Raw genomic sequence first — 19,862 nt, forward strand, 5'->3', positions numbered from 1 at the left:
CCGCATGCTGCGCGAAGCCGTAGAACTCTTTCTTGTTCCGGGCATGGCCGCCTTTTTACCCTGGGGCCTTACGTTTCGCCTGTTTCGCTGGTTGAGCAAATATCCGTTTTTGTATGACGCAGACTGTCGCCTGGCTCTCGCGCACGCGTCGAAATGCATCCCGGTCGCCGATCCACAAGCCTGGCTCTTCGAGCGACGATTGACCACTCTGGTGGACCATGCCGACTGTTACCTGAGCCTCTCTCGCTCTGACGCCTGGATCCGCAAACACCTGCAAGTCGATGGCGAGTGGGCCGGGCCGGGACAGGCCGCATTGCTGTTGACCTTCCATTGGAGTGCCGGCATGTGGGGGTTGCGCCATGCCCGATCGGTCGGACTTTCGCCGCACATGCTTCTGGCCAAGGGGCCTCATGTCCCATCCCCCGCGGGGCTGTACGCCCGCTTGCGAACCTACGCGGTGGCCCGAGCAACCGGAAACGCGGCGTTTCCAGTCCCCGTTCGCAACGCTGCAGAACCCGAGAGAACTCCCTTCGACTTTCCCCGGATGGAGCGGCTCTACCAGGACAAGCACCAGTTGCTGGCGGTGATCGATGTTCCGCCGGACCAGGTCGGGGAAAGTGTCGCCGTCCGTGTGATCGGCCATCGCGCCCACGCGCCCATCCGGCTGCTCCGGGACGCCCGACAAAGGCAGATACCGATTGTGGTTTACCGGACCGGACTCGATTTGCGAACCGGCCGTCGTCGGCTGGTAATACGTAATATCCCGCCAATGCCCGACGAACAAGAACTGGCCGATGCGGTATTCCGCGAATTGAACGAAGCATTGGCCGAGTCCACGGCCGCCTGGCACTTCTGGGCGATTGCACCGCGCTTCTTCGCGAGAGGGTCACTGTGAATACCGCCACCATGGCGCCGAACCTGGCCCGGAACCCAGGCCTGGACTACTTGCGAACCGCCTCCATCCTGATCGTTCTTGCGAACCATGCCTTCATTGGCTTCTTTCTCCCCCTCGGAAAAGCCCAATGGAGCGGAATGACGGCCTATGTGAGCGCTTCAGCCATCATCTCGATCGAGTGGCTGTTTGTCCTCAGCGGGTATCTGATCGGCACGATGATGATCCGCAGCTTCGAAAAGCCAGGAACCTGGGCGCAACGGGCCCGTGACTTCTGGCTGCGTCGATGGTTCAGAACCTTGCCGAACTACTACCTGTTTCTGGCCATCAATGTGCTCCTCGTTGCCGTCGGAATAGGTCATGGACAATTCGACTGGACGTTTGTCGTGTTCTCCCAAAACCTGTATCAGGCCGAGAAAATTCCCCATTTCTTCGGCGAGTCCTGGTCACTGGCGATGGACGAATGGTTCTATGTCCTCATGCCGCTGCTGATCGGACTGGCGCTATTGGCGTTTCGCGCCAGAGTCGCAACCGCGTTCCTGTTTGCGGCCGCGGTGCTGATTGTCGTACCTATGGTTGCCAGGGCATGGCATCCGGTGCCCCCGGATTTCTTTGCCTGGGACGCCCAGATTCGCCGTTTGACGCTCTACCACCTGGACGCCACGGGATGGGGCGTATTGGCCGCCGCCGTGAACCGATGGGCTCCGCACTGGTGGAACCGGGCGGTAAACACCAGAGCCCTTCTGGGTATTGCCCTGATGATCGCGGGGCTGGCCATGGTCTGGCGGCTGACCGGTACGGGATGGACCCCCGGGCTGGCTGGCACCTTCATGAACACGCTTTCGACCACTTGCCTCGGATTGGGGACCTTGCTCGTCCTGCCAGCGGTGACCCGCTTGCCGCCGGTTGAAGGATGGGCAAACACTTTCATCGAACGGACCAGCCTGTACTCGTACAGCATCTATCTGGCCCATTTCCCCTTGATATTCGTACTGACAGCGGCGCTGAAACTCAACAGTGAAACCAGCGCCACGGTCCTGGCGGGTGTCACGGTCTTGTGGTTGACCTGCGTGTTTGCGCTGTCCGCCCTGGTTTTTCACGCCTTCGAAAAGCCGGTTTCCGATCTGCGCGAGCGGTTCACCAAAGCCGTCAGCGCATCGCCGTTCTGAAGAAGCAAAAATGGTCAGTCGCGCAATTCCAGTTGGAAGTCATCGAACCATGCTTTACCGGAGCCCTCCAGGATTGCCCCGACGTTGATGCGGTATGTGGACGGCAGAACTTTCAGGTCAACGCTGACACGCCGCCAATCCTGCTTGCCACTGAGCCGGTCGTCAAACATATGGTTGAACGACAGTATGCTGCCGTCCGAACGATTCATCTGGAAGATCAGGCCAACGGACGCGTCGGCTGCGGTATCGGTACGAACCATGGCCGAAAGACGAACGGTCTTGTTGACCCACTGCGGCTGTACCGGAATCAACTGGCGCAAATGGCCATAAATCTCCGGCCCATAACGCTCTACCCGCGCACTTGCCGGTGAGGAGTAGACGATCTCGGAATCCGCCACAAACCGGTAAGAATTGCCCGTGTTGTGCTCCAGACCCTCCCAGCCGACCAACCATCCACGGCTGTCAACCTCGGTGAAGGAAGCGTTGCGAATCTCGATCAGATTCGCAGGTTTTGCCGACTCGGTCGAGGCTGCGCCGCCACAGGCGCCCAGCAACAAGCACAACAAGACAGTGGAAGCGTGGACGTGGTGCGACATGGCTTTGGCAGAGGCGGTTGTGGAAGATTCGGAATTCTATGGGTCTGGGAAAGCCCCACCGAAAACCCGGCCCCTGGGCGGGGATAGGAAACCACCCCTATCCCAATAGGTAGCGTTAACTAAAAACGACCTCGCGCATTCTTTACAGTTCATCCATGGAGTTCACCCGCAGTGAATCCAGTTCAATGTCAATCGCAACAAGGACAACACCATGGTCAAAAAAGTGCAGAAAGCCAGCCCCGCCAAGAAACCCGCCGCACCTTCGGCGGCCCATGTAAAAGACTCAGCCCAACAAATATGGGCAGCAGGTCTGGCGGCGTTTACCAAGGCCCAAAACGAGGGCGGCAAAGTGTACGAGACCCTGGTGAAGGAAGGTCTGGCGATTCAGCGCAAGACCCAGGCCGCTGCCGAAGAAAAAATCAGCGAGGCGACCAATCGCATGGCCAGCATGGCGACCGACATTACGACCCGGGCTACCGGTCGTTGGGACAAACTGGAGAACATCTTCGAAGACCGCGTCGCCCGCGCCCTGAACAAGCTCGGCGTTCCGTCGGCCAAGGATATTGAGGCGCTGATTGCCCGGATCGACGATCTCAACCAGAGCGTTCAGCAGCTGTCGGCCAAGCCGGCAACCAAGCCGCAGGCCAAACCGGTCGCCGGCGCGGCGGCAGTGAAGAAAGTGGCTCCCGCCAAAAAAGCGGCTCCGGTGAAGGCCGCGCCCGCCAAGGCAGCGGCTCCCCGTGCGGCGAAGAAGGCTGTCGAAGCCGAAGCAGCACCCGCCCCGGCCGCAGAGTAAGGTCCGTTGACAGCCGCCAGCGAAGCTCAAGGCGCTGGCGCTCAACTTTGCAGGGGGGCTCAGGCCCCCTTTGGTTTTGCTGCACTGCAACGCCAACACCGTCGTTGAAAGCCTAAACTGACACGTATGAACAAAGCCAACCCAAGCCGTTCACCCCGCATCGCACTCGCCCTTGCTGGCGGGGGGCCGTTGGGTGCGATTTATGAAATCGGTGCGCTGTGTGCCCTCGAAGAGTCTCTGGAAGGGTTGGATTTCAATGCGCTGGACCACTATGTGGGCGTGTCCGCCGGCAGCTTCATTGCCGCGGCCCTGGCCAATGGCCTGACACCGCGCGAACTGTGCGCGGGGTTCATCGAAAACAGTGACGAAAGCACGGAGGTATTTGATCCCTCGTGGCTGCTGAACCCGGCCTGGGGCGAATTTGCCCGCCGCGGCATCATGTTGCCCGGTCTGGTGCTTTCGGCCGCCTGGCGCCTGCTGGTGGAACGGCGTTCACTGATCAGCGCGCTGGAGCGCCTGGGGCCCGCGCTGCCGACCGGGGCGTTTGCCAGCGACGAAGTCGACCAAAGACTGACACAGTTGTTCACCCGTGAAGGGCGGACCAATGATTTTCGCCGTCTGCGCAGTCGCCTGACCCTGGTGGCGACCAATCTGGACAGCGGCGAAGCCGCCCCGTTCGGTGAGCCGGGCTGGGACCATGTTCCGATTTCGCGCGCGGTGCAGGCCAGTGCGGCCTTGCCGGGGCTGTTCCCTCCGGTAGAGATTGACGCCCATTACTATGTGGATGGCGCGCTCAAGAAGACCATGCATGCGTCGGTTGCGCTCGAGCAAGGCCTGGACTTGCTCTTGTGCCTCAATCCGCTGGTTCCCTTTGATGCGACTTTGCCCGTCTTGCCTGAAGTCATGAAGGCGGGGTTGCCTTCCGAGCGTCGCCGCATTCCCCGGATTGTTGACGGTGGATTGCCATCGGTGCTTTCGCAGACCTTCCGGACCATGATCCATTCCCGGATGGCGCTGGGGATGAAACATTACGAGCAGATTTACCCGGCGACCGATATCGTGTTGCTGGAGCCCGACCAGCGTGATCCGGAGATGTACCTGGCCAACACCTTCAGCTACAGCGAGCGGCGCCACCTGGCGGAGCACGCCTACCAGCAGACCCGCCACTACCTGCGAACCCGGCGCAGCATCCTGTCGGAGATCTTTGCCCGCCATGCCATTGCGTTGCGCGCTGACGTGCTGGATGATCCGCACCGCCACCTGGTGGCGCCTGTGCGGGCCAAAACGCGGATCGGCCAGGCGGTGGGTACTTTGCAGGAAAGCCTGGAAGATCTGCGACGGTTTGTCGCACGTCCCCGCGCGGCGGTGTGAGTGGCGTGCCCGCCGCATTGACCTAAAGCGCTTCGATCAGAGCCCGCCCGCCGACAGCAAGCCGCCTGTTTCCCACCGCCTTCACCTGCCTGCCACGATCACCATGGTAAAAAAAGCGCCCCGCCGAACGGCCGAACGGATTCTGGAAGTGACTTTGGATCTGTTCAACCGATTCGGTGAACCGAACGTCTCCACCACGCTGATCTCGTCCGAACTGAGTATCAGCCCCGGAAATCTGTACTACCACTATCCGGCCAAGGACGAACTGATCAACAGTCTGTTCGACCGCTACGAGCGCTCACTGAGCGAGTTGCTCAACGCCAGCGACAGTGTTCGCGACGTGGAGGACGCCTGGTTTTTTCTGCACACCCTGTTCGAACTGATCTGGCAATACCGCTTTCTCTATCGTGATCTCAACGACCTGTTGTCCAAGAACCGGCGGCTGGAGACGCATTTCCAGTGGGTGCTGAAAAACAAGACCCGCTCGATCCGCGCCATGCTCGATGCCATGAGCCGGCACGGTGTGGTCCATATCGATTCACGGGAAATGGATGCAACGTCCACCAGCATGGTGGTGTTGCTGACCTACTGGCTCAGCTATGAGTACGTTCGCGATCCCCGCCGCGCGCTGGAACCTGAAAGCGCCCAGCGCGCCCTGATGCGGGGCGCTCACCATGTGCTGAACATCCTGGTGCCTTATCTGGAGCCGGCGCAGCGCCAGCACCTGATGAGTCTTGTTTCTGCCTACAGCCAGGCTCCGGACTGACGAAGTCCGTTCGCTACGATATATGTAGCAATAAACGACCTTTTTACGCTGGGTATTGGCTGATTTATTTCGGAATCAGCCGAAACGGGCCGAAAACCGCTCCTGACCGATCACCAGCAGGCCGTCAAAGATCAGGCTGTCGACCAGCTCGAAGTTGACGGCCATGCTGGGGGCCATTTTCCAGCCCGCGCCACCGGTCATGACACACATCGGCTCGGCGCCGCAATGCTCCCGGACATGCGCCACCATGCGCTCTACCGCGCCCGCAATGGCGTAGGTGCCGCCACTGGTCAGCGCATCGCTGGTATTGGTGGGAAACTCCCGAACCTCGCCCGTCGGCACATGCAATCCGGCGGTGCCGGACTCCAGGGCGCGCAACATGATGCCATGGCCCGGCAAGATGAAGCCACCCAGAAACCGCCCCTCGGTGTCGATCGCTTCAACCGTCACCGCCGTACCGACCATTACCACCACCATGGGCCGGGCCATCCCGCCGGTCGCCCTCATGCGGGCCAGCATCCGATGGCGGGCCCCGATGATCGCCACCCAGCGATCCGCTCCCAGACGGGTGGGATGGTCGTAGCCATTGGTTACGCCCGCCTGCGCCGCCGATGAGACCACCCACTGCGGTGCGACGTCCCAGATTTCCATCTGTTCCTGGACCCGTCGCTTGACGGCCTCGCCCGCCACAATACAACCGAGCATCGCCTTCGGTGGTTGCAGACTGACCCAGTCCACATCGGCCAGGCGATCAATGTTTTCAAGAAACTCGACGCCCTGATGCAGGACAGCAGCGCCGGGTTCGGGTGCGTCATACAGGGCCCATTTGAGTCGCGTGTTACCAACGTCGATCGCCAAAAATGTCATGGCGTCATTATTGCGGGTTTGCCGTCGACTCCCAGCGGCGAAGAAACCCCGAAGCGGGCGATCTTCACAGCACCCCCAGCCAACAGGCGCGCTGAATTGCCGCCAGTTTGCTGTCCACCCTCAGTTTCACCATGGCATTGGCCAAGTGAAAATTGACCGTTCGCTCGGTGCATGCAAGATGTTGGGCGGTTTCTCTGGCCGTCATTCCGTCCAGCGCCCGCGCCAGGCATTCGCGTTCTCGCGGGCTGAGAACGCAGCGATCCTCGATCAGAGTCTTCTTGATCATGGGCCAGAAATTCAATACGGACCATGCGAGCAACGCGGCCTCGGCGCGGTGGTGAAACTCCCGCGGACTGAAGAGAAATACCTCGAAAGCCCGACCACCGACCAAAGGGAACTCGACCCTAACCGTGGTTTGGAAACCGTGTGCGAGCCAAAGGCGCCTCCAGCGGTGCTCCGCCAGTTGGGCCGACTGGGCGATGTGCTGCCAGGAAACCAGCGGCGCGGTGCTTTCGCGCCAAGGCGCCCCGAAATCGGTCGCGTCGGCCAACGCCCGAGCTGCTTCGCTCAGGCGTGGCGGATGTGCCGCCAGCACATCGCGACAATGAGCAGACCCAAACGGGTTCGGGCCCAGTACAACCAGTGCTTCCACCGCATGACCTCGCATGGCTGTCAGCCAATCGCTGAGCAGCCCGTCCAATACAACGCTGTCAAAGTTAACAGGGGTAGGCATGGGCGAGATCGGCAAAGTTGACACAATACCAAACAAGTTCCCCGATCCCGACTCGCAATGGCTGCTACCGACAACTCGCAACGGACCGACTTTGCGGAATTGCGCCGATCTGGCGAAGTCGCTGGCCAAAAGCTGCGGCGTGCTTTCGAACAAACGTTGACGGCGCCCGTTGAACCAATATTGCATGCATCCCCGCGTCGACTGAAACTGCTCGGTGCCTTCACTTTGGTTGGACACCCGCTGTTCTACTGGGCGTGGCACGTGATCTGGCCGCAGCCCTACGAGAATCTCCTTTTGCGGCTGGCGACCGCGCTGCTTGGGGTGCCATTGCTGTTGGATGCGGTATCTGGAAACCCCTCCAGTCCGCTGACCCGCAAGACGTTTGCGGTGGTCGCGTTTGTTCAGTTGCCACTTCTGTTCAGCTGGATGTATCAGATGAATGGGCACAGCACGATCTGGCTGGCGACTTTGTGCACCGGCGTTTTGATCTACTTTCACCTGACAGACTGGCGTATTGCTGCGGCCGGCTCTGTGATCGGCTGCGCATTGGGGCAGGTAAGCGCAACCCACTTTCCCCCGGGGGAGCATCTGGTCGTATTGGCGTTCGGATGGATCGCCGGACTGCTCCTGGGGCTTTCGGGCGCGAACCTTCGGCGAGAGCGCCTGACGCATACCCTGGCGACGATCGGGATCATGGCCCACGAGTTGCGAACACCGCTCGCGACGACCGCACTGGTTGGCGAGGCCCTACGGCAGGAAGCCCGCAGGACATCACCTGCGGGCCCACGTCCCCATCATCTTGAACGGCTTGCCGACCGACTGCTCGCGTTGGCTCGCTCGATGAATCACCATATCGACATGGAAATCGCCAATGCGCGTTTGCTGCACTTGCCAAAGCAAGTTGACGAAGTCATCGGAGCCGCCGAGATGGTCCGGGAAGTCGTCGAACAGTACCCTTTTCGGAGTACCCAGGAACGACAATGTGTCCTGATCAACCAGCAGACCGATTTTCGCTTTCGCGGATCACGGCGGCAGTTCCACCAGGTGCTGGACAACCTGATCGAGAACGCCATTCGCTCGTTGCTCACGGCAAGTTCGATCTTGCGACCCGGTGATCTGCGAATTGACGTATTTGTTCGAGGCGGGTTCGGCATTGTCGCCCTGGTGGACAAGGGTGTCGGCATGGATGCCGCCACACAGACGCGGGTCTTCGAGCCATTTTTCTCCACGGACCAGGGTATCGGGCATGGGCTGGGGCTGGCGTTCTGCCGAACTGTGTTGCAGGCGGCGGGCGGTACCATTCAGGTTCGCTCCCGGCCAGCGGCCGGAGCGGCTTTCATCCTCCATCTTCCGGCGATCTTGCCGCCGAACGGGGCTACAAAGGAACATCGTTCGGAGGGTGATTGGATCCCTGGTTCTGGCAGCATTCACTGACATTCATGATGTTTCCCGTTTGCAAACGCCCCGGCACGGTGTTTTTTCTTGATGACGAGCCCGCTTATCTGGAAATGATCGCCGATGTTCTGCCGTCGGATTGGGATCTGCGGCTCTTCTGCCACCCGGAGGTTTGCCTGACGGCAATGAAGCATCAAATGGTCCAGTCCGATGCAGACGTCTGGTGTCACCGAGGGATCCTGGAGCGGTGGCGTAGTGGACACTCACTCGTCTCCGGCGTTCTGCAATACTGGAGGCGCGATGGAATCCGCCGCTATGGCCTCGGGCGGGTATGGGTTGTTGACTACACCATGCCAGCCATGAACGGGTTGCAAGCCGTGCAAGCGGCCAGGAATGTGCCAGTGACAACGGTCTTGTTGACCGGTCGCGCCGATGAACATATCGCGATCGGCGGCTTCAATGCCGGACTGATCGACCAGTACATACCGAAACAGGCGAATGATATCGCCGACCGACTGGTCAAACTGGTTGAGATGGAGCTGAACAAAGCGCCCTCGGTGCTTGCGCCGATCTGGCACCAGTCATTGAACCGTGAGCAATTGAAGGTGCTGTCGGACAGGACGGTAGCGCAAGCCTTGGACGACCTGGTTCGGGAACAAAACTGGATCGAATATGTGCTGATCGGGCAGCCGTTTGGCCTGCTCGCGCTGGATGGCGATGGATCGGCGTATTGGATGCAGCTGGAGTTATCGGAAGGGCTGGGCGACTTGGCCGAACTGGCGCGTCTGCATGGAATCGAGGAATCGCTGGTCATGCTCGTCGAGGCGGGAAGTGCCCTGTTCGACATCGAGTTGCGACTTTCATTGGCGGAAATCGGTGGGCGGATTCATCCGGCAGGGCGCCTCGGAGTTGGCGCCAGCGCTCCTGTCTACAGTGTGCAAGCCTTGGGGAACGATCTCTCGCCGGGATTCATGTCCAGCCTGGCGCGTTATCGCGATGTCCGTGCCAGTCGGGCCATCGAACACGTTCCTGACAATCACTCTTGTTTGCTCTGATTCGCCCTGGCACGTCTTGCGACCGGCCATTTCCAAGGTTGGACAACGGCGGCGATGGCACGCGCAACCGATGCGACATGGTCCAGCTCTGCCTGCGCCAGCCCTGCATGCAGGGTCAACCGCACCATTGCGCGATTACGGCTGGTCGCCGGCGCACAGAAAACCGCCCCGAATACGCCGCGCGCCTCCAATTCATCCCGCAAGACCATGGTGTCAGGCTCCGTCCCTGCTTCGAGGGCAATGATCTGTTCCGTTCCCTGGTGGATCGGGTAGCCCGCAGCCGACAACGCTTCCCGTAGCCAGCGTGTATTGTGGTGCAGGGCCGCGCGCGCGGAATTGGCATGGCGGATGACGTTAAGTGTTGCCGACAGGCCGGCGATCTCGTGGGGCAGCAGGCAGGAGCTGAACATGTTGGGGTAGCTGGTGCTCAGGACATAGTTGCGCATGGCGGTTGGCAAGCTCATGAAGCCCGCCCGACCGGCGAACGCTTTCGCTAGACTGGCGGTGACAAAGTGAACCCGCCCGGTCAAGCCGAGGTCACGGGTAAGTCCGGCCCCGGTCGGCCCGTGAGTGCCCAGTGAATGGGATTCGTCCACGAGCACCATGCTTGCTCCTTGCTCGGCGACATCCACAATCGCTTCAAGTGGGCAGACGGCCCCTGTGGTGCTGTAAACCGAATCGACGACAACCAGCCCCGGCCCCAGTTGCCCTAGCAATTTGGCCAGATGGGCGGGGTCGTTGTGGCGAAACGGGTGAGTCGGCGCGCCCGCGCGCCGCGCACCCTCCCATAGGGACGCGTGTGCGAGGCTGTCGATGAATACTGGTGTTTGCGGGTCTGCGATTGCTTGAAGCAGACCCAAATTGGCGTTGTACCCGGATTGGCAGAGAAGTCCGTCTTCGTGTCCGATCCAGGCCGCCAGCTCCCGCTCCAACTGCCGCGACGGGTGGTTGTCAAGCAGGAAGACCCCCGACTGAATCACGAAATCCGCGTCGCGGCGCAGATGGGCGGTCTGGGCTCCGATGATGTCCGGATGTCCAGTCAGATGGAGGTAGTCGTTGCCGTTTAGGCGAACCGCGTCGACGCCGGCATCTCGGCCATGCAGGAGGGATCGACCACCCCACAACGTATTCCAGCGTCGGGTAAATTCCCTCTCGATGCGCGCTTCCAGATGTGCGCCAATTGCTGCGGACATCGGGCGGTTTTCCAAAATTGCGGCGGCGGCTTCCATGGCGTACTCCGGAGTCATGACCTGATACTTCATTGAACCTTGGGTCTCGTCCGGCGATCGCGCCCCACCTGTCAGAACTGACAGGCTGTGCAGTTCCCTAAGCGTCGTAGTCGAAGGCCAACACAAAACGCCAACAAAGTCATGCTTTTTTCAGCCCGGTGCCCTTTTTTTGGTCGGGCCGCCTGGGTTGGGAGAAGGGAGCCATACAAAATGATTACTCTGAAGTACCCTTCCACTCGTCAAAGGAACGCCCCCATGGGATTTCTCAGTTTCATCAAAGACGCCGGCGAAAAGCTGTTCGGCAGCAAAGAAGTGGAACAGGCTGCTGCTGCCGCCTCACCCTCACTCGATGAGCTCAACACCCAGGCAGCTCACGCGATCCGCGACTACATCGAGGGGCAGAACCTGGGGGTAACGGGGCTGTATGTGTCATTTGACGGTGCGTCGGGGAAAGTGACCGTCCAGGGCGAAGCGCCGACACAGGAGGCCAGTGAAAAGGTCACCTTGTGCTGCGGCAATGTCAGCGGCGTGAATGACGTCGAGAACCTGATGTCGGTGGCGGCCCCAGCCGATCCGGCCCAATACCATGATGTGGTTCGTGGCGACACCCTGTCGGCGATTGCCAGGAAGTTTTATGGCAATGCCAACAAATACATGGCCATCTTCGAGGCCAACCGTCCGATGCTAAGCCATCCGGACAAGATTTATCCGGGTCAGAAGTTGCGGATTCCGCCGCAGTCCTGAGCCGGGCGGCGCCCGGAGTTGCCGCAGGCGCGGGGGCAACCGCCTATCGCTGACGCCACGGCAGGCCGTGATGGCGCCAGCCGCCGACATGGCCCCTTTGGGCGTTTCCGTCGGGGTCGCCCTCGAACCCTTCAAGAATGTTGTAAGCCTCGATGCCGAGTTCGTGGGCCCGGCGTGCGGCGGCGATCGACCGCACGCCGCTGCGGCACAGCAGGACGATTTTTTTGCCGGATGCCGCCAGGCGCACGAGGCTCTCGTCAAAGTCGGGATTGGCATGCATCCCGGGCCATTGTTTCCACGCAACAGCTTGCGCTCCGGGAACAAAACCGACCCACTCCCGCTCGGCGTCCGTACGAACATCGACCAGGATCGCGTGCCCGGCCTGCACCCATTCCCAGGCGAGTTGCGGCGAAACATCACCGGCATACCCCTCGGCGGTTCGAGGCAGCATCAGGGACTCGCTGCCAGCTTCGTGTCGCAAGCCGGATGCCCGGTTCGCGGGTACGGCTTCGTCCATTCGGCGCGGGTAGGGAAGTGCCAGTGATTCCATGGTGGCGACGAAGCTGGTCAGGTCCTTCCCCGCCAGGCGGACGTTTCCTGCTTTTTCGGCAGCGATGGTACTGCTCTGGCGGCCGTGATAGTCGTGGCCCGGCCATACCACCGTTTCGTCCGGCAGGCTCCAGAGTACGCGGGTAATGCTGTCGAAGAGCGCGCTGGCGCTTCCGGACTGGAAATCGGTTCGCCCGCAGCCGTTGATCAGCAAGGTATCGCCGGTGAAGACCTGGGGTGGCATTGCCAGACCACGCGGCTTCCAGAGAAAACACATGCTGCCGGCCGTGTGCCCCGGCGTTGCCAGAGCCTTGACCTGTTCCTGGCCGAACTGCAGAAAATCACCGTCTTCAAGCTGTACGGAGGCCGTGCTGATGTCGCAACCTGCCGGCGCTGCCGTTCGCGCGGCAGTATGTTCCGCAATCAGCCCCGCGCTGGTGATGTGGTCGGCATGGGCATGGGTTTCCACGGTCCAGCGCAGTTGCAAGCCGTATTGGCGCAGTGCCGCCAGATCGCGCTCCAGTTGTGCGTCCACCGGATCAATCAGCAGCGCCTCGCGGCTTTCCTCATCAAACAGGATGTAGGTGTAGGTGCTGGACGCGGGGTCGAAAAGCTGGATCGGGTTCATGGTCGCATCGCTTTCAAGCGAACTTCGCCAACATCTCGGCTACTTTTTCGGGGGGTTGATCGCCCTGTTCGATCATGCAGCCAACCATGGAGAAGAACGATTTGTCCAGGGCTTTGCGGGCGGCTGCCATCTGTTGGGCGATTTTCTCGCAGTCTGCGTCCTGGTCGATGAGCTTCTGCAGCCCCCGCAACTGGCCTTCCACCCGGGCCAGCCGGGCACAAAGTGCACGTTTTTTCTCGGCATCGACGATTCGGCTCATGGCGTGATTCCTTGCAGGTCAGGCGAACGATTTTGCATTATCGCGACCCGATGGCAGCCTCGGCCGTCAGTGACAGGAAAGCCCTTCTCGGCTAATATTGACGTTTACGTAAACGTCAATTTGACGCCGTCAGGCAAACCCCAGCGAATGCCCCTCCGGAGACACCCACATGACCGACCTGTCCGCAGAATTCAAGGCCCTGGCCAATTACCGCCCCACCCACAAGGTACGTTTTGTCACGGCCGCCAGTCTGTTTGATGGCCACGACGCGGCGATCAACATCATGCGCCGCATTCTGCAGGGTATGGGCGCCGAGGTCATTCACCTGGGGCACAACCGCAGTGTGGAAGAGGTCGTCACGGCCGCCTTGCAGGAAGACGTGCAGGGTATTGCGGTCAGCAGCTACCAGGGCGGCCACAACGAGTATTTCTCTTACATGGTGGATCTGCTGCGCGAGCGTGGCGGCGAGCAGATTCAGGTCTTCGGCGGCGGGGGCGGCGTGATTGTCCCCGAAGAGATTCGAGCGCTGGCCGCACGCGGCGTGCGCATTTACAGCCCCGAAGACGGTCAGCGCATGGGTTTGCAGGGAATGATCGGCGAGATGGTCATGCGCTGTGATCGGGATCTGTCTGGCCATGCACCGACCCAGACCAGTGCCATCCGTGGCCAGACGCCACAGGCCTGGCGGGAGCTGTCCCGATTGATCACCGCACTGGAGGCATCGGCGGGGGAGCATCCACTGGCTGCCGAACTCAAGGCCCAAGCCGCATCGCGGTTGGTGCCGGTTGTGGGCGTGACCGGAACCGGCGGTGCCGGCAAGTCGTCTCTGACTGACGAAATCATTCGTCGCTTGCGCCTTGATCAAGGCGACCGCCTGCGCATTGCGCTGATTTCCATCGACCCGAGCCGCCGCAAGAGTGGCGGTGCCTTGCTGGGTGACCGCATCCGCATGAACGCGATCGGGCCCTGGCAGGCCGGGCCCCGGGTGTACATGCGCAGCCTGGCCACGCGGGATTTCGGCAGCGAAATCAGCGCGTGCCTGCCCGATGTGATCGCAGCGTGCAAGGTGGCCGACTTTGATCTGGTGATCGTGGAAACATCAGGGATTGGTCAGGGCGATGCCGCGATCGTGCCGCATGTTGATGTGCCGCTGTACGTCATGACACCGGAATTCGGTGCCGCCAGCCAGCTGGAGAAGATCGACATGCTGGACTTCGCCGAGTTTGTGGCGATCAACAAGTTCGACCGCAAGGGAGCCTCAGACGCGCTGCGCGACGTGGCCAAGCAGGTACAGCGAAACAGGGAGGCCTGGAACACACCGGCCGAGCAGATGCCGGTGTTCGGCACGATGGCTGCCCGGTTCAACGATGATGGCGTTACGGCCTTGTACCAGTCCATGAAGCCGCGTCTGGCCGAACTCGGCCTTGCGCTGGAGACAGGAAGTTTGCCGGGGGTGAGTGTGCGCCACAGCACCAATCAGACCCCCATCGTGCCCCCGGCCCGGACCCGGTATCTCGCCGAAATTGCCGACACCGTGCGCAGCTACAAACAGCGCGCGCGGGCACAGGCCCGCCTGGCGCGTGAACTGCAGCAGTTGCGCGAGACGGCCCGCATGTTGCGCGAGGACGATGCAGCCAAAGATGGCGCACTCAACACGGTGCTGCGACTGGCCGACCAGCGTGACGGGCTGTTGGAACGCGATGCGCGCCAATTGCTGTCGCAGTGGCCCGACATGGTCAAGGCCTATGCGGGTGACGAATATGTGGTCAAGATTCGGGACAAGGAAATTCGCACGGCATTGACCACCCTTTCGTTGTCTGGCACCCGGATCCGCAAAGTCAGCCTGCCGCAGTTCGAAGACCACGGGGAAATTCTCAAATGGCTGATGCTGGACAACGTGCCCGGCAGCTTCCCGTACACCGCCGGCACCTTTGCTTTCAAGCGCGAGGGGGAAGACCCGACCCGAATGTTTGCCGGTGAAGGCGACGCCTTTCGCACCAACCGCCGCTTCAAGCTGGTCAGCGAGGGCATGCCCGCCAAACGGCTCTCCACCGCCTTCGACTCGGTGACCTTGTACGGCCATGAACCAGATGCACGACCCGACATCTACGGCAAAGTCGGCAACTCCGGCGTCTCCATTGCCACCCTGGACGACATGAAGGTGCTGTACTCGGGCTTTGACCTGTGCAACCCGACCACCAGTGTGTCGATGACCATCAACGGTCCGGCGCCGAGCATTCTGGCGATGTTCATGAACACCGCGATCGACCAGAACCTTGACAAATTCAAGCTCGACAATGGCCGTGAGCCAACCCCGACCGAAGCGGCCAAGATTCGCGAATGGGTGCTGGCGAATGTGCGCGGAACGGTTCAGGCCGACATCCTCAAGGAAGATCAGGGACAGAACACCTGCATCTTCAGCACCGAGTTCAGCCTCAAGGTGATGGGCGACATCGCCAGCTACTTTGTGCACCACAACGTCCGCAATTTCTACTCCGTCAGCATCTCGGGCTATCACATTGCGGAAGCGGGCGCCAACCCGATCAGTCAGCTGGCCTTTACGCTGTCCAACGGTTTCACGTTCGTCGAAGCCTACCTGGCCCGTGGCATGCACATTGATGACTTCGCTCCCAACCTGAGCTTCTTCTTCAGCAACGGCATGGACCCGGAATACACCGTGCTCGGTCGCGTGGCGCGCCGCATCTGGGCGGTGGCGATGAAGGAAAAATACGGCGCCAACGAGCGCAGTCAAAAGCTCAAGTACCACATTCAGACCAGCGGCCGCAGCCTGCACGCGCAGGAAATCCAGTTCAACGACATCCGCACCACGCTGCAGGCGCTGATTGCCATCTACGACAACTGCAACAGTCTGCACACCAATGCCTTTGACGAGGCGATCACTACCCCCACCGAAGACAGTGTGCGCCGCGCCATGGCCATCCAGCTCATCATCAACCGCGAATGGGGCCTGGCCAAGAATGAGAACCCCAACCAGGGCGCTTTCATCATCGAGGAACTCACCGAACTGGTCGAAGAGGCGGTGTTGTCCGAATTCGAAAAGATTGCCGAGCGCGGCGGTGTTCTGGGCGCCATGGAAACCGGCTACCAGCGCAGCAAAATCCAGGAAGAGAGCATGCACTACGAGATGCTCAAGCACACCGGCGAGTACCCGATCATCGGTGTGAACACCTTCCGCAACCCCAAAGGTGATCCGGTGCCGGAGCACATCGAACTGGCGCGCTCCACGGAAGAGGAAAAACAAAGCCAGCTCGCGCGTCTGGCCGATTTCCATGGCCGCCACGCGGCCGAGGCGCCCGTGCAACTCAAGCGCTTGCAACAGGCCGTCATCGACAATGGCAACGTATTTGAGGTCCTGATGGACGCCGTGCGCTGTTGTTCGCTGGGCCAGATCACCAATGCCTTGTTCGAAGTCGGCGGGCAGTACCGCCGCAGCATGTGACTGCCTGCAAATGCCATCGCGGTGCGGATCGCCGGGGCTACAATGCCCATAACATGCCTGGGGGATTTGACATGCAGCGAATCTGGAAGCCGATCCTGAGTTGTCTACTCGGGGCTCTGATCCATTTGCCCGGGTTGGCGCAGGCGCCGGTGGCGTCCGCCCCGGCCCGGCCGGCATCCGCAGTCGACCTGAACAGCCGTCTGAAGGCCATTGAAGCCGAACCCCGCCAGTTCGAAGCCAGTTACAAGATCGGTCGCAAGGCTGCCGCCGTCTGTGCGAACTGTCATGGCGAAGGGGGCAACAGCCCACGTTCCGACACCCCCAATCTGGCGGGCCAAAATACTGCCTACCTGCTTGATCAGGTGCGGCAGTTCTCCGAAGGGCGCCGCAAGAACGAGTTCATGGAAGGCATCATGCGCGCCCTCAGCGTCGATGAGAAGATAGGCGTCGCGATCTTCTATGCGAACCAGACCGTGGTCCACAAACCCGCTGCAGACGCGGCCTTGGCTGCCAAGGGAAAGAGCTATTACGACCGGACCTGTTTCCGTTGCCATGGCGAACTGGGCATGGGCAGCGAGAAGTTTGCCCGGGTTGCCGGTCAGCAAAAAGACTACCTCGCCGCGCAGTTGCGACGCTACCGCGAGGGCAAAGGCCCACGCATCGATCCGCTGATGGCGGCAAACGCGCGCAACATGACGGATGCTGACATCGACGCCGTGGTGGCCTATGTCAGCTCCATGAAGTAACGATCTCCACGGGGTCCGTTGGCACGCCGGGAAGACACGCGCCGCACACGGCAAGCGCCCGGCGCAGTACGACGGCAGCCCGCCATGGCTGTGCGGCCATGCTGCCTTGGCGGCGCAGCTTGCTGGAACGCGGTGAATGCTTTGGATCGGGCGAGCTTGCCAAGAGTGACCATCACCCCTCAATGACACGGCAAACCGATCCATACACTCGTTCCCCCGGCTTTGTGCTGCTGCTGCGGATGACACGGCCCGGCTTTCTGGTCATCACCGTGATTGCCTGTCTGTTGGGACTGTCGTCGGCGGCGGCATGTGGTTGCGGGTTTGACGGCTTGCGCGCGGTCGGCACCGTCGCGCTGGCGGTGCTTGCCCACGCGGCGGCCAACGTGCTCAACGACTACGAAGATGCCCGCAACGGCGCTGACGCAGCCAACACGGAAGGCCTTTTCCCGTTTACCGGCGGCGCGCGGCTGATTCAGAACGGGGCGGTCACGGCAGCGGATACCCGTCGCCTGGCGGCGGCATTGCTGCTGGTCCTGGTGCCCGGCGGATTCCTGCTTGCGTTCCATAGCGGCGGTGGTCTGGTGCTCGTCGGTATCGCGGGGCTGGCCCTGGGCTGGGCCTATTCGTCGCAACCCTTGCAGTTGATGTCACGCGGGCTGGGCGAGTTGGCGGTCGCCGCCGCCTGGTGGCTGGTCGTGATCGGCGCCGACTACAGCCAGCGGGGGCAATTTTTTGTCATCCCCGCATCGGTGGGATTGGGCTATGGCCTGCTGGTCGCCAACATTCTGCTGATCAACGGTCTGCCGGACGCGCGTGCCGACGCTGCGGTGGGCAAACGCACGCTGGCGGTGCGCCTGGGCCCAACTGGCGCCGCCTTGCTTTTCGCCTGGCTTGCGCTGCTGGCCCATGGCTGGCTTGCCCTGTCGGTGTGGTTGCTGATTCCCCCGGTGGCGGCTTTGGGGGGGCTGGTGTCGGCGCCTTTGTCCGCGGCGGCCGCGGTGCTGATGTGGCGCCGCCGGCATACCCCGTCACGTTTGCGTCCGGCCATTGTGCTGAGCATTGGCGCGGCGTCGCTGCATGGACTGGGCATGGCTGCAGGCTTTTTGTCGATGGCCCTGCGCGGATGAAGACCCCGCTGGCCGTCGGCCTGTAAGGCAATGCAACGCTTGCCATGGTCCAATCGGCCGGTCGGCAATTGGCCGGCGACAATGTGGGCTGAGCCCATGACTGTGCCCGTGATTCGGCGTGCCTGACTTTGGCTGGCAAGCGCGCGGATTGCGGCAGGAACATCACAATGAAACGAGTAGACGACTTCCGCCTGAATTTCGGCGGCCAGGAACTGGTGCCCATCATGGTGGGTGGCATGGGCGTGGACATTTCCACGGCGGAGCTGGCCCTGGAAGCCGCGCGGCTGGGTGGCATCGGCCACATCTCCGACGCCATGATCACCGACGTGTCGGACCGGCGCTTCGACACCAGCTTCGTCAAGGACAAGACGAAGTTCTACAAACACAACATCGACAACAGCGACAAGTCGACCGTCAAGTTCGACCTGGGCCATGTGGCCGAAGCCACCCGGCTGCACGTGGGCAGGACCATGGAGGCCAAGCGTGGTCCGGGCATGGTGTTTGTCAACTGCATGGAAAAGCTGACGATGAACGCCCCGGCCGACACGCTGCGGGTGCGCCTGTGCTCGGCGCTGGACGCCGGCATCGACGGCATCACACTGAGCGCCGGCCTGCACCTGGGATCGTTTGCGCTGATGGAAGACCACCCGCGCTTTCGCGACGCCAAGCTGGGCGTGATCGTGTCGTCGCTGCGCGCGCTGCAGCTGTTCCTGCGCAAGAACGCACGGCTCAACCGCCTGCCCGATTTTGTGGTCATCGAAGGCCCGCTGGCCGGCGGCCATCTGGGCTTCGGCATGGACTGGGCCGAGTACGACCTGGCCACCATCGTCACCGAAATCGCCGCATGGCTCAAACAGGAGCAACTGCCGATTCCGCTGGTGGCCGCCGGCGGCATCTTCACCGGCAGTGACGCGGTGGCTTTTCTGGAGAACGGCGCCGCCGCGGTGCAGGTGGCCACACGCTTCACCGTGGCCCGGGAATGCGGCCTGCCGGAAGACGTCCAGCAGGAATACTTCAAGGCGAACGAAGAGGACATCGAGGTCAACACCGTCTCGCCCACCGGCTACCCGATGCGCATGCTCAAAAGCTCACCGGCCATCGGCTCGGGCATCCGCCCCGGCTGCGAGTCCTACGGCTACCTGCTGGACGCGAAGGGCAACTGTGCCTACATCACCGCCTACAACCGCGAAATCGCGCTGCATCCGGACAGCAAGAACATTTCGGTGATGGACAAGACCTGCCTGTGCACCCACATGCGCAACTTCAAGTGCTGGACCTGCGGCCACACCACCTACCGCCTGAAAGACACCACGCGGCGGCTGGACAACGGCGACTACGAACTCCTCAGCGCCGAGCACATCTTCCGCGACTACCAGTTCAGCGTCGACCACCAGATCGCCCTGCCGGCGTGAGCGGGTCGGTCGCCCGGCACCCGCAAAACGCCGAACGCCGAACGCCGAATTGCTATTGATTTGGAAGT

The 19,862-nt window shown here is 61.5% G+C and carries 18 protein-coding genes and 1 pseudogene; 12 read left to right on the forward strand and 7 right to left on the reverse strand.

Features of this window, described 5'->3' with window-relative positions; genetic code table 11:
- The first annotated feature begins 4 nt into the window (after positions 1–4).
- Positions 5–895 carry a hypothetical protein gene (locus AC2EBU_RS10200; protein WP_484610314.1) on the forward strand — a complete coding sequence of 297 codons (891 nt, stop codon included), beginning with the start codon at positions 5–7 and terminating at the stop codon, positions 893–895.
- A complete protein-coding gene (locus AC2EBU_RS10205; protein ID WP_484610315.1) occupies positions 892–2,061 on the forward strand; it encodes an acyltransferase family protein in 1,170 nt (389 codons plus the stop codon). The genes AC2EBU_RS10200 and AC2EBU_RS10205 overlap by 4 nt, the downstream gene beginning before the upstream one ends.
- Positions 2,062–2,075: 14 nt before the next feature.
- Here AC2EBU_RS10205 and AC2EBU_RS10210 read toward each other — a convergent pair whose 3' ends face one another.
- Positions 2,076–2,657 carry a hypothetical protein gene (locus tag AC2EBU_RS10210; RefSeq protein ID WP_484610316.1) on the reverse strand — a complete coding sequence of 194 codons (582 nt, stop codon included), beginning with the start codon at positions 2,655–2,657 and terminating at the stop codon, positions 2,076–2,078.
- A gap of 211 nt (positions 2,658–2,868) precedes the next feature.
- Here AC2EBU_RS10210 and AC2EBU_RS10215 point away from each other — a divergent pair, with 211 nt between their 5' ends.
- From AC2EBU_RS10215 to AC2EBU_RS10225, 3 genes are all read left to right on the forward strand, one after another.
- Positions 2,869–3,453, forward strand: a complete 585-nt coding sequence (locus AC2EBU_RS10215; protein WP_484610317.1) for a phasin family protein — start codon at positions 2,869–2,871, stop codon at positions 3,451–3,453.
- A gap of 126 nt (positions 3,454–3,579) precedes the next feature.
- Positions 3,580–4,824, forward strand: a complete 1,245-nt coding sequence (locus tag AC2EBU_RS10220; RefSeq protein ID WP_484610318.1) for a patatin-like phospholipase family protein — start codon at positions 3,580–3,582, stop codon at positions 4,822–4,824.
- 103 nt (positions 4,825–4,927) lie between these two features.
- Positions 4,928–5,590, forward strand: coding sequence for a TetR/AcrR family transcriptional regulator (locus AC2EBU_RS10225; RefSeq protein ID WP_484610319.1), 663 nt, complete (start codon positions 4,928–4,930; stop codon positions 5,588–5,590).
- A 75-nt stretch (positions 5,591–5,665) separates the two neighbouring features.
- Here AC2EBU_RS10225 and AC2EBU_RS10230 read toward each other — a convergent pair whose 3' ends face one another.
- Entirely contained in the window at positions 5,666–6,457 is a 792-nt protein-coding gene (locus AC2EBU_RS10230) for a type III pantothenate kinase (RefSeq protein WP_484610320.1), read from the reverse strand.
- A 64-nt stretch (positions 6,458–6,521) separates the two neighbouring features.
- Positions 6,522–7,427 carry a helix-turn-helix transcriptional regulator gene (locus tag AC2EBU_RS10235; protein ID WP_484610321.1) on the reverse strand — a complete coding sequence of 302 codons (906 nt, stop codon included), beginning with the start codon at positions 7,425–7,427 and terminating at the stop codon, positions 6,522–6,524.
- 57 nt (positions 7,428–7,484) lie between these two features.
- Between AC2EBU_RS10235 and AC2EBU_RS10240 the strand changes: the two genes are divergently transcribed.
- Both AC2EBU_RS10240 and AC2EBU_RS10245 read left to right on the forward strand, forming a co-directional pair.
- A complete protein-coding gene (locus AC2EBU_RS10240) occupies positions 7,485–8,624 on the forward strand; it encodes a sensor histidine kinase (RefSeq protein WP_484610322.1) in 1,140 nt (379 codons plus the stop codon).
- A gap of 5 nt (positions 8,625–8,629) precedes the next feature.
- A complete protein-coding gene (locus AC2EBU_RS10245) occupies positions 8,630–9,640 on the forward strand; it encodes a response regulator (RefSeq protein ID WP_484610323.1) in 1,011 nt (336 codons plus the stop codon).
- Here the strand turns inward: AC2EBU_RS10245 and cqsA are convergent.
- Complete coding sequence (gene cqsA / locus AC2EBU_RS10250; RefSeq protein WP_484610324.1) at positions 9,622–10,869, reverse strand: alpha-hydroxyketone-type quorum-sensing autoinducer synthase; 1,248 nt, start codon at positions 10,867–10,869, stop codon at positions 9,622–9,624. The two genes, AC2EBU_RS10245 and cqsA, sit on opposite strands and share 19 nt — an antisense overlap.
- Before the next feature lie 255 nt (positions 10,870–11,124).
- Between cqsA and lysM the strand changes: the two genes are divergently transcribed.
- On the forward strand, positions 11,125–11,613 hold the full coding sequence (gene lysM / locus AC2EBU_RS10255) for a peptidoglycan-binding protein LysM (protein ID WP_484610574.1): 489 nt from the start codon (positions 11,125–11,127) through the stop codon (positions 11,611–11,613).
- A gap of 43 nt (positions 11,614–11,656) precedes the next feature.
- Here the strand turns inward: lysM and AC2EBU_RS10260 are convergent, their stop codons facing one another.
- The 3 genes and pseudogenes from AC2EBU_RS10260 to AC2EBU_RS10270 form a co-directional block, all read right to left on the reverse strand.
- Positions 11,657–12,064, reverse strand: coding sequence for a rhodanese-like domain-containing protein (locus AC2EBU_RS10260; protein ID WP_484610575.1), 408 nt, complete (start codon positions 12,062–12,064; stop codon positions 11,657–11,659).
- A gap of 204 nt (positions 12,065–12,268) precedes the next feature.
- Positions 12,269–12,790: pseudogene (locus AC2EBU_RS10265) on the reverse strand (MBL fold metallo-hydrolase); the annotation flags it as partial.
- Positions 12,791–12,803: 13 nt separating this feature from the next.
- Positions 12,804–13,049, reverse strand: a complete 246-nt coding sequence (locus tag AC2EBU_RS10270; protein ID WP_484610325.1) for a metal-sensitive transcriptional regulator — start codon at positions 13,047–13,049, stop codon at positions 12,804–12,806.
- Between the two features lie 169 nt (positions 13,050–13,218).
- Between AC2EBU_RS10270 and icmF the strand changes: the two genes are divergently transcribed.
- From icmF to AC2EBU_RS10290, 4 genes are all read left to right on the forward strand, one after another.
- Positions 13,219–16,509 (forward strand): fused isobutyryl-CoA mutase/GTPase IcmF, encoded by a 3,291-nt coding sequence (icmF, locus tag AC2EBU_RS10275; protein ID WP_484610326.1) that lies wholly within the window; start codon positions 13,219–13,221, stop codon positions 16,507–16,509.
- Between the two features lie 53 nt (positions 16,510–16,562).
- A complete protein-coding gene (locus AC2EBU_RS10280; protein ID WP_484610327.1) occupies positions 16,563–17,255 on the forward strand; it encodes a c-type cytochrome in 693 nt (230 codons plus the stop codon).
- Positions 17,256–17,437: 182 nt separating this feature from the next.
- Positions 17,438–18,382 (forward strand): UbiA family prenyltransferase, encoded by a 945-nt coding sequence (locus AC2EBU_RS10285; RefSeq protein WP_484610328.1) that lies wholly within the window; start codon positions 17,438–17,440, stop codon positions 18,380–18,382.
- A 167-nt stretch (positions 18,383–18,549) separates the two neighbouring features.
- Complete coding sequence (locus tag AC2EBU_RS10290; protein WP_484610329.1) at positions 18,550–19,794, forward strand: nitronate monooxygenase; 1,245 nt, start codon at positions 18,550–18,552, stop codon at positions 19,792–19,794.
- Positions 19,795–19,862 lie beyond the last annotated feature (68 nt).

The organism is Curvibacter sp. T50, from assembly GCF_057219955.1.